Consider the following 9,362-nt stretch of genomic DNA (forward strand, 5'->3'; position numbering starts at 1 on the left):
ATGGCCCCACTCGGATCATGCTGCGCGAACGCCCAGCCAGGCCGTCGGGTTCGATCGCAAAGTCCACAGCGACGGCCACATCCTCATCGCCGGCGGCAAGACCGAGGCCAGGAGGACACGGACACCGGTTCTACACCACTGGCGTTGCACCAGCTTCGTTCGTCTGAGGAACCGCCGGAACGGGTTCGTGAGGGCATCCCATCGGGCGGTAGGGCGGTACGGCCCGGGTTCCGAAGGTCATGCACGATACGGACTGTGCGTATTGAGCGTTTCGAGTTCTCCGTTGATTCCATCGAGGCCGTCCCGGACGGGTGGCGGCTGGAGGGCGAGCCGGGTTATCACCCGCGGCACTGGGCACGGCCGGGTGAACGCTTCCGCCTGGCCTGCGAGGAGCATGGCCGGCGGCAGCGCGACGTGGAACTGGTCGTCGTCGATCTCACCGAGTCGTACGCCATCGTGAGCGGCACCGGCGGTGACCTGCTCCGGCCGGACGACATCGTGTCCGGTGAGCGCTCCGTCGCGGACCTCGCCGAAACGCGGCGGACGCCGGCCGAGGCTGCCGCGCATCTGGCTGAAATCCTGGATCTGCGGCCCCTGGCCGATTCCGCCGGGAACGGCAAGGACTGGTCGGCGGTGGAGACCGAGCTCGGCGTCACACTGCCTGGCGACTACAAGGCATTCATCGACGCCTACGGCCCGGGCTCGGTCGATGACCATGTCCACGTGTGCGCCCCCGACGCAGCCGAGGAATGGGCGGACCTGGTCGGGCAGAACTCCTACGCGCACGAGTGCGTCGGCGCGGAGTTCTTCGGGCGGGGCAACTGGCGGCGGGACTGGCATCTGGGTGACGCGTCGCATTGGAATCCGGACCGGGAAGACATTCCCTCATGGTTCGAGCCCGGCGACGACCTGATCTCCTGGGGACACACCGGGAACGGCGACTTCCTCTTCTGGCACGTCAAACCTGGCACGGCCCCCGACAACTGGCCCGTCATGCTCAAAGAGGAAGGACCGCTCTGGGAGCAGTACGGAGCCGGATTCGCCACCGCACTGGCAGACCTGCTGACCGGCGATATCCAGTCGGAGTATCTGAGCCGCTGGCTGGGCGGTCCGCACTCCTACGGCCGCTGATCGGCCGCGGCCATGACCTTCAGAGCGGGGACGGTGACGCGGCGGGCCCCCGCGTGATAGCAGGTCCGGTGCGACGCGCACATCTGCCGCAGATAAGGCGCGCGGCCCGGTGGTGTGCGTGACTGTCCGTAACACCAGCCTGGTCGTTGGTCGCGCCATTGGATCCAGGCTCGTGGCCGAAGCCCCAGGTAATGGCATCAGCCCGTGCAACGCCCGGCCCGGCGTCCCATGTCCGACATGTCTACGACGGCGTGGCGCCACGCCAAGTGCTGCGATTACATCCAACTGCAGATAAACGGTGAGCTGATCGTGTGGGACCGGGGCCGCACCAACTTCGCGCAGCTGCAGCGACGCGTCACCGCCGGCCGCGCCCTACCCCGGCTGGCACGCGATTGCCCCGCCCACTACGTGCTGTTCGACCTCCTCGCCGACGTCAGTGGGCAGGTGCTCCTGGACCTGCCGCTGGCACAGCGCCGCGCCCGGCTGGAACAACTGCTCGCCGACGCGCCGGCGCCGCTCACGCTGACCCCGCAGACGGCCGACATGCGACAGGTGTCCGACTGGCTGATGAACTGGACCGTCGCTGCGGGCATCGAAGGCGTGGTCAGCAAGCGGTCCGCCGGCCGGTACGAGCCCGGCCGGCGCGGCTGGTCGAAGTTCCGAACCCGGATCGTCACCGAGGCCATCGTCGGCGGGGTTACCGGCAGCATCAGCAACCCCAAGACGGTGCTGCTGGGCCGGTTCGACCGGCAGGAACGGCTGCGCTACACCGGTCGCACCCATCCGCTGGCCCTGGAACAGGCCGCCGAGTTGGCGGCGGTGCTCACGCCGCCGCGGCTGCCACGCCGTGGCGCCGCGCACCGTGGCCGCAGCCTCTTCCCGCGTCGTGGTCCGGCCAACTGGAGCGGCCCGAGCCGTTGGGATACGTACAGGTGGAGCCGACCGTGGTCGCGGAGATAGACGCCGACGTGGCGTTCGAGCACCAGCGGTGGCGGCACCGCGTTCGGTACGCGAGGACCCGGCCGGACGTGTCGGTCTACGAAGTGCCGCTGCTCCTCGGCGAGGGCGAAGACCCGTTCGGCACGCCGCGAGGCTGACGGCACGGGCGACGGCCGAGCCGCTGAGCAACGCGACCTCATCCATGCAGGCAAATTCTCGGCCGCCGGTGAGGCAACCAGCCTTCCAACCACGGCACACGGGCGATCAGCTGGACGGTTTCGCTGGCGGTCCCTGGGTGTGAAGTCGGCCTCCCGGCCGGTGCGGCCGTGGGCGGTCAGGTCCTGCGCCTGGGCGTCCCCGAAGGCCACCCGCGCGGCGCCGTGCCCGTAGCCGACGACGGCCAGCTGCGCGACGGTCCACGTCTCCGGTGAGTGCGGCCCGCGTCGGGCAGATCACCGTCCCGCGGCGGCGAGGCGGTGGTCAACGGCCGTGTGGCGGCGGCCGGCGCCGACGGTGCGGACGGCGGCGGCAAGGGCCCGGCGGGAGCCGACGAGCACGACGAGTTGTTTGGCGCGGGTGACCGCGGTGTAGAGCAGGTTGCGTTGCAGCATCATCCACGCGCCGGTGGTCAGTGGGATCACCACGGCGGGGTATTCGGAGCCCTGGGAGCGGTGGATGGTCATGGCGTAGGCGTGGGCGAGTTCGTCGACTTCGTTGAAGTCGTAGTCGATAATCTCGTCCTCGTCGGTGCGGACCGTGAGGGTCTGCTCCTCGCTGTTGAGGGCGGTGACGATGCCGAGGGTGCCGTTGAAAACTCCTGCTTGGCCCTTGTCGTAGTTGTTGCGGATCTGGGTGACCTTGTCGCCGACCCGGAACACCCGCCCACCCGCGCGCCGCTCCGGCTGCCCGTCCCGGTGCGGGGTGAGCCGCTGCTGCAGCAGGGTGTTCAACGCGCCGGCGCCGGCGGGACCGCGGTGCATGGGGGTGAGGACCTGCACGTCCCGTCGCGGGTCGAGGCGGAATTTGGCGGGGATGCGAGTGCAGGCGACGTCGACGGTGAGCGCGGCGGTGGCGTCGGTGTCGTCGCAGGCGAACAGGAAGAAGTCCGGCAGGCCGTGCAGGAGGGGTGGGCGGCCGGCGTTGATGCGGTGCGCGTTGGTGACGACACCGGACTGGGCCGCTTGGCGGAAGATCTGAGTCAGCCGCACCCGGGGAACGGTGGGGGCGGCGAGCAGGTCCCGCAGGACCTCGCCGGCGCCGACGGAGGGGAGTTGGTCGACGTCGCCGACCAGGAGCAGGTGCGCGCCGGGTGGGACGGCCTTGACGAGTTTGTTGGCCAGGATCAGATCGAGCATGGATGCTTCGTCGACGACGAGCAGGTCGACGTCGAGGGGGTTGTCCCGGTCGTAGGATGCGTCCCCGCCGGGGCGTAGCTGCAGTAGCCGGTGCACGGTGGCGGCGGGGTGCCCGGTGAGCTCGGACAGGCGTTTGGCGGCGCGGCCGGTCGGCGCGACAAGGGTGACCTTGGCGTTCTTCGCGGCGGCGAGTTCGACGATGGAGCGGACGGTGAAGCTCTTGCCGCAGCCCGGCCCGCCGGTCAGCACTGCCACCTTCGAGGTCAGCGCGAGGCGGACGGCCTGCTCCTGCTCGGGGGCCAGGTCCGCGCCGGTGCGCACCTTCAGCCACGCGAGGGCCTTGTCCCAGTTGACGGTCGTGAAGTGGGGCATCCGGTCGGCCCGCTCGTTGAGCAGGCGCGTCAGCGAGGTGGCGAGGGACTGCTCGGCGCGGTGGAACGGCACCAGGTATACCGCCTGCACCGGCTCCCCATCGCCGCCGGGCAACGTCTCGCGGACGACACCCTCGCCGGTGGCCAGGTCATCGAGACAGCGGGCGACGAGGTCGGCGGGCACGTCGAGAATTTTCGTGGCGTCCGTGACCAGTGCCTGCTCGGGCAGGTAGCAGTGGCCGTTGTCGGTGGCCTCCGAGAGCGTGTATTGCAGGCCGGCCATGACCCGCTGCGGGCTGTCGTGCGGGATCCCCACCGATCGGGCGATGGTGTCGGCGGTCTTGAACCCGATACCCCACACGTCCGCGGCCAGCCGGTACGGCTCCTTCGTCACCACGTCGGTGGACGCGTCGCCGTACTGCTTGTAGATCCGCACCGCCAGTGAGGTGGACACCCCGACGCCTTGCAGGAAAACCATCACCTCCTTGATGGCCTTCTGCTCCTCCCACGCCGCAGTGATCTTCGCCGTCCGCTTCGGGCCCAGCCCCGGCACCTCGATCAGCCGGCTGGGCTCCTCCTCGATCACCCGCAGCGTGTCCAGACCGAAGTGCGCCACGATCCGCTCGGCGAACACCGGCCCGATCCCCTTCACCAGCCCGGAGCCGAGATAACGCTGAATGCCTTGGATCGTGGCCGGCAGCACCGTCGTGTAGGAGTCGGCCTCAAACTGCCGGCCGTAGCGCGGATGTGACGACCAGCGTCCGTGCAGCCGCAGCGTCTCGCCCGGCTGGGCGCCCAGCAGCGCGCCGACCACCGTCAACAGGTCACTGCCGTGGTCGGTGGCGACACGGGCCACGGTGTAGCCGGTCTCCTCGTTGACGTAGGTCAGGCGCTCCAGCACCGCCTCGAGGGTGGCGAGCGGCGCACGGGCGGCAGCGGTCACGGTAGACATCGTGCCGCCCCGCTCATCAGCCACGCCACCCGGCACGTATCAAGCGGAGATGCGCTCATCTGCGGCCGACCGGGCGTCACCGTGGGTAAAGGACCGCAACGCCGAGGCCGTCCGGTCGTGCCGAGATGAGTCCACTCGATCATGCCAATGTGAGTGCGCCCACTCGACGGAACGAGCGAGGTGGATGGCATCTGCCAGTTGAGCTGAGGTACTGCCACCGTATCTGAGGCATCTTGCGGTTTCTGCCACTTAAGTTGAGGCACATCCTGATGGACTGCTGCGGCGTCGGACGGTCCAGGCTTGCCGAGGGTCTGGTGTCGGTCGGCCGTGGTAGGGGACTGGTCGGCGATGGCGGGTGGTGTCACAGTTCGGCGATGGCTTCGGCGGTGGTGGGCGGTGTGCCAACGGCTTCGATGGGGATACGAGCGGCGGGCTGGGTTGTCAGGTGTGCGGCGCTGACGCGGTCGAGGCGGAGCCAGCGGATCGCTTGACGAGTGTGGCACCGCCCGACGAGGTACCAGTGTCCTTGGGTGCGGGCTAGGAGCACGGGATCGAGTTGCCGGGTGGTGGGCGTGCCATGCCGGTCGCGGTAGTCCACGACGAGGACGCGTTGTGCGTGGAGCGCTTGCTCGATCGCGTGCCGAGTCCGGGCATCGCCGGGTGTGTCGGTGTGGTCGATCCAGACGCGACCGTTTAACGCGGTGGCCTTTTCTCGTGCGCGGGTGTCCATCACGTCGAGGACCTTGACGAGGGCGGCGCGGGCGTGGCTGTCGAAGGGTTGTCCGCGGTGGGCGGCCACGGCGGCGGCGAGGCCGGAGGCCTCGGCGTCGGTGAAGTTCACCGGCGGGAGGGTCGCGGCGGCGTCAACGACGTAGCCGCCACCGGGTCCGGGTCGAGCCCAGACCGGGAAGCCCCCGTGTTGCAGGGTCGAGATGTCTCGTTTGATCGTGCGGACGCTGACTTCGAAGATCTTGGCGAGCCGCTCCGCGGTGCGCCCGGCGCGCCCCGCGCGTCGCAGTTCCTCACGCAAGGCGTAGAGACGGTCGGTGCGGTTCACCAATAAATAGTGACACAGCAGTGACATCGCTGGGGATGACGATGGTGTGATGAGCACTTCACCCGATCCGATCATGTTCCTCAGTGGCGCCGGGCTTCCCGCCTGGATCTGGGACGACGTCCGCCGCGACCTCGGCGAAGGGCGGCAGACCTGTGTCGCTTCCCGACCGCAGGGCGGCCGGGCCCGGTTGCGCGACTACGCCCAGGCGGTCATCGACTCCGCACCGCCGGGTGGGTACGCGATCGTCGCGCACTCGGCCGGTGGTGTGATCGGCACCGAAGTCGCCCGGCTCGTGCCCGAACGCATTACCGCGTTCCTGGCGATCAGTGCCGTGATCCCGCAGCCGGGAGGATCGTTCATCTCGGTGATGCCGGTGCCGAGCCGGTGGATGCTCAGTGCCGCGATGCGATTCGCCGGGACCCGGCCGCCGGACTCGGCGATCAGACGTAGTCTCACGCGTGGCCTCGACGAGGAGGTCACCGACCGCATCATCGTCGATTTCACCCCCGAGTCACCCGCCCTCTACCGAGACCGGACCGCTCACCGGTCGTGGAGCGGGTGGCGCGGTTACCTGCGCACCACCGACGACCATGAGCTGCCGATGACGCTGCAACAACGATGCGCCCAGCGATTCGGCGCCGCCTGGCAGAGCGACCTGAATACGGGGCACCTACCGATGCTCGAAGACCACCAAGCCGTCTCTGCTGCAATCACGCGATTCCTCGATGCACGGCCGACACCGATCGACTGACGGGCAGGAGGCCTCGCTAAGAAGAGACCCCAAGTAGTCCCCGATGACCCTGTCGTGACGCGTGCCGTGCGTGAAAATCGGGGTGGCCGCCCGCCGACGTCGAGCGCGGTTGGTGCTTTGAGTCCGTCAAGTAGTCTTCGCCTGAGGCGGAGGCCATCCGAGCGATGTGGGGACAGCGGGCGGTGCGATCCTCTGAAGGGTCATGGCCGTTGTGCCGTCCGCGTTCATGCCCACGCAGAGGGGCCCGACACGCCCGGTGCCTTCACGGCCGTTACACAGATCTTGAATGGTCATGGCCCGGGCGCCTCGACCGAGGCCTGGCCGGGCTGCGGCCGCAGGTCATCAATGAAACAAGTATCCGAGTCGAGGGCGTTTGGCAGGTCGTTGAACGGGACGGCGTTCACGGGTAGCTGCCCGGGCGATGTATGCGGAACCCGACAGCGCAGCCGGGCCGATCTGGCCCGGCTCCCGTGCTCATCGGTACGGGCGAAGCGACGTGAAGACTTGCGTCCGTTCGCCGGCGAGTAGGTCCGGCTCCTCCAGACGGCGGCGCGCGGCTGTTGGCACAGCCTGTCAAGGCCGTCGCCGGCTGGACTTCCTCCAGCCGACCCGCAGCCGCCGAGCAGAGCCATGGCGGTGACCCAGGGCAGCAGGCGCCGCGTCCTCGTTGTCTCCACGTCCCTGAGACGTCTCGACGCCGGTCACGGCTGCACCTCATCGGCCCACCGCAGCCGCCAGCGGCCGGAAACGACAAGAATCTCGGTAGGGCGCGCCGTGAATGCGTCTCGGCGCAGCCTCTGATGTGCTTGTCCCGCAGCAGGTCGCGGTTCCCGGCGGCGTGCCGGAGGGAGAAGGGCGGTGGCGCGGTGAGGACCAGCCGGCTGGAGGCTTTCAGTGACGGCGTGCTTGCCATCATTATCACGATCATGGTGCTGGAGCTGAAGGTGCCCGAGGGCCACGAGCTCTCCGACCTCATACACACGACCGGCGTTGGGCTGCTGACATATCTCCTCAGCTTCGTCTACGTCGGCATCTATTGGAACAACCACCACCACATGTTCCATTTGGTACGGCAGATCAGGGGCGGAGTGCTGTGGGCGAATCTGGCGTTGCTGTTCTGCCTCTCGCTGTTCCCGTTCTCGACGGCCTGGGTGGACGACTCGGGATTTGAGCAAACCCCAGTCGTCATCTACGGTCTGAACCTGCTCGGCGCCGCCATCGCATACTTCGTGCTCCAGACGGTGATCATTCGGCAGCAGGGACCGGAGTCCCCGCTGCGGCGGGCCATCGGCAGTGACATCAAGGGCAAGGTCTCCCCGGCGTTCTACGTCGTCGGGATCCTCAGCGCCCTGGTGATCGACCCAAGCGGGCATCTCGGAGTGGGGATTGCCCTGGCGTGCTTCGTCAGCGTGGCGATCTTGTGGGTCGTCCCCGACCGCCGCATCGACCGAGTGATCTGCGAGCACGGGACCCTGGGATGAGGAACGCGGGGCCCGCCTTCGCCGCTCGTCGTGTCCTCGCGCTGTGACGCAGCTGCGCCAGGCCATCGGTTCCGTGAAGGGTTGTAGGTAACAGCCCCCGGGCACTCGGGCCGGAGCGGCTGTCAGCCCCGGCGCGGCGCCGCCCACCGTTGGCCGGCTGCGGTCGCGCCGCGGCTTTCGGGTCTACGACGTCAGGGCGGCGTGCGCACGGTGATCGAGTCCGTCAGCGTCGCGTCGGCTGACGAGTCGCCGTCGTAGGCGTACCAGAAATGGTGGTCAGGGGTGGCGAACTCGTCGGGAAGCAGCTGCGCGTAGGTGTCGGCGGCGTTGCGGGCCGCGTCCTGCGCCGACCGGCCCGACGCGGCGACGCTCTGCGCGTAGTGCGCCTCGGCCTCGGCCCGCCACGGCTTGTACTGATCCTCGGTCATCGGCTCCAGCCGAACGCCCGCCATGACCGACAACCTACCGAGGCAACAGCACCCGCGCGCACTCCCAGCTCGGAGCCGCCGGTCCCCGGCGACCCCAGCGTTACGCGCATGCGACCACGTACCCGTCGTGCCGTCGACCGATGCAACGCCTGCGTACCCGGCCCGCGGCCGTCGCCCCGGTCCGAGAAAGGCGATCAGCCGCCGACTCACCGTCGTCACCTACACCGGGCAGCGCTCCGGCACGACGTTCAGCATCCCGGTCGGCAACCGCCGGGCGGGCGACGTCGCCAGGATCGGCGTACGCTTCCCCGACACCAAGGGCTGGTGGCGCAACTTCCCCGGCGACGGCACCCCACTCACCGTCCAGCCGGACGCCGTCGACCGCCCCCGCCACGGCCTGGCCCACCGCGACGCCAAGGACCGGGAAACCGTCACGGTCCGCCTCTGACCCGAGCGAGGCGGACGTCAGAGGCGGAAGGCAGCCGGCGACGTCAACCTCGCCAGAAAGGACGATCTTCCAGATGCCGCCGTAGCTGCCGCGGATGGACGATGACGAACTCGCAGCACTCGACCGCCCGGCGCCCTTTACAACAGGTTGGGCTACCGCGCAGCCGAGGGGTACGCCACAGGCTCCTAGGGTGAACGCCCTCCAACGCCAGACATCCGGATCTGCTGGCGACCGCGCGTGCCGAATGCTCAGGAGCGGCCACGGTTGGTAGCTGGCCACTCAGCCGAGCGAGCATCCTGAACTGCCGAGAACAGTGCGCCTGATCATGCGGGCACGAAAGGGCTCTGCAATCCCGCCGATGCTGGTTCGGAGGTCGTAGGTGTCCGGCTGGCGGTAGCCCGGTTTACTGGAGGCCTTCATGCGAGAAGATCACCCGATCGACCGTCTAG

General features: G+C 68.8%; 9 protein-coding genes. 6 read left to right on the top strand and 3 right to left on the bottom strand.

What is annotated here, in order from left to right:
* The first annotated feature begins 255 nt into the window (after positions 1-255).
* The 3 genes from ACL02O_RS32455 to ACL02O_RS32465 all read left to right on the top strand — a co-directional run bounded on the left by ACL02O_RS32455 (position 256) and on the right by ACL02O_RS32465 (position 2,228).
* A complete protein-coding gene (locus ACL02O_RS32455) occupies positions 256-1,131 on the top strand; it encodes an SMI1/KNR4 family protein (RefSeq protein ID WP_412822003.1) in 876 nt (291 codons plus the stop codon).
* 237 nt (positions 1,132-1,368) lie between these two features.
* Entirely contained in the window at positions 1,369-2,091 is a 723-nt protein-coding gene (locus ACL02O_RS32460; RefSeq protein ID WP_412822004.1) for an ATP-dependent DNA ligase, read from the top strand.
* The gene (locus tag ACL02O_RS32465) at positions 2,076-2,228 is read left to right on the top strand and encodes a hypothetical protein (protein ID WP_412822005.1); all 153 of its coding nucleotides are present in this window, start codon (positions 2,076-2,078) and stop codon (positions 2,226-2,228) included. Before ACL02O_RS32460 ends, ACL02O_RS32465 begins: the two co-directional genes overlap by 16 nt.
* Before the next feature lie 294 nt (positions 2,229-2,522).
* On the opposite strand, the gene recD2 is transcribed toward ACL02O_RS32465, so the two are convergent.
* Both recD2 and ACL02O_RS32475 read right to left on the bottom strand, forming a co-directional pair.
* The gene (gene recD2, locus ACL02O_RS32470; protein ID WP_412822006.1) at positions 2,523-4,748 is read right to left on the bottom strand and encodes an SF1B family DNA helicase RecD2; all 2,226 of its coding nucleotides are present in this window, start codon (positions 4,746-4,748) and stop codon (positions 2,523-2,525) included.
* A 361-nt stretch (positions 4,749-5,109) separates the two neighbouring features.
* Entirely contained in the window at positions 5,110-5,805 is a 696-nt protein-coding gene (locus ACL02O_RS32475) for a helix-turn-helix transcriptional regulator (RefSeq protein ID WP_412822007.1), read from the bottom strand.
* Between the two features lie 49 nt (positions 5,806-5,854).
* Between ACL02O_RS32475 and ACL02O_RS32480 the strand changes: the two genes are divergently transcribed.
* On the top strand, positions 5,855-6,556 hold the full coding sequence (locus tag ACL02O_RS32480) for an alpha/beta fold hydrolase (protein WP_412822008.1): 702 nt from the start codon (positions 5,855-5,857) through the stop codon (positions 6,554-6,556).
* Between the two features lie 866 nt (positions 6,557-7,422).
* Positions 7,423-8,037, top strand: a complete 615-nt coding sequence (locus ACL02O_RS32485) for a TMEM175 family protein (protein ID WP_412822009.1) — start codon at positions 7,423-7,425, stop codon at positions 8,035-8,037.
* A gap of 191 nt (positions 8,038-8,228) precedes the next feature.
* Here ACL02O_RS32485 and ACL02O_RS32490 read toward each other — a convergent pair whose 3' ends face one another.
* Positions 8,229-8,489, bottom strand: coding sequence for a hypothetical protein (locus tag ACL02O_RS32490; protein ID WP_412822010.1), 261 nt, complete (start codon positions 8,487-8,489; stop codon positions 8,229-8,231).
* A 103-nt stretch (positions 8,490-8,592) separates the two neighbouring features.
* Here ACL02O_RS32490 and ACL02O_RS32495 point away from each other — a divergent pair, with 103 nt between their 5' ends.
* Complete coding sequence (locus ACL02O_RS32495) at positions 8,593-8,913, top strand: hypothetical protein (RefSeq protein ID WP_412822011.1); 321 nt, start codon at positions 8,593-8,595, stop codon at positions 8,911-8,913.
* Positions 8,914-9,362 lie beyond the last annotated feature (449 nt).

The organism is Micromonospora mangrovicola, assembly GCF_047200535.1.
Lineage (GTDB): Bacteria > Actinomycetota > Actinomycetes > Mycobacteriales > Micromonosporaceae > Micromonospora.

What these genes read in the sequence shown, in the direction of transcription:
- ACL02O_RS32460 (WP_412822004.1), top strand. Translation starts at nt 1,369, where the DNA reads ATGTCTACGACGGCGTGGCGCCACGCCAAGTGCTGCGATTACATCCAA.
- recD2 (WP_412822006.1), bottom strand. Translation starts at nt 4,748, where the DNA reads ATGTCTACCGTGACCGCTGCCGCCCGTGCGCCGCTCGCCACCCTCGAG.
- ACL02O_RS32480 (WP_412822008.1), top strand. Translation starts at nt 5,855, where the DNA reads ATGAGCACTTCACCCGATCCGATCATGTTCCTCAGTGGCGCCGGGCTT.
- ACL02O_RS32490 (WP_412822010.1), bottom strand. Translation starts at nt 8,489, where the DNA reads ATGGCGGGCGTTCGGCTGGAGCCGATGACCGAGGATCAGTACAAGCCG.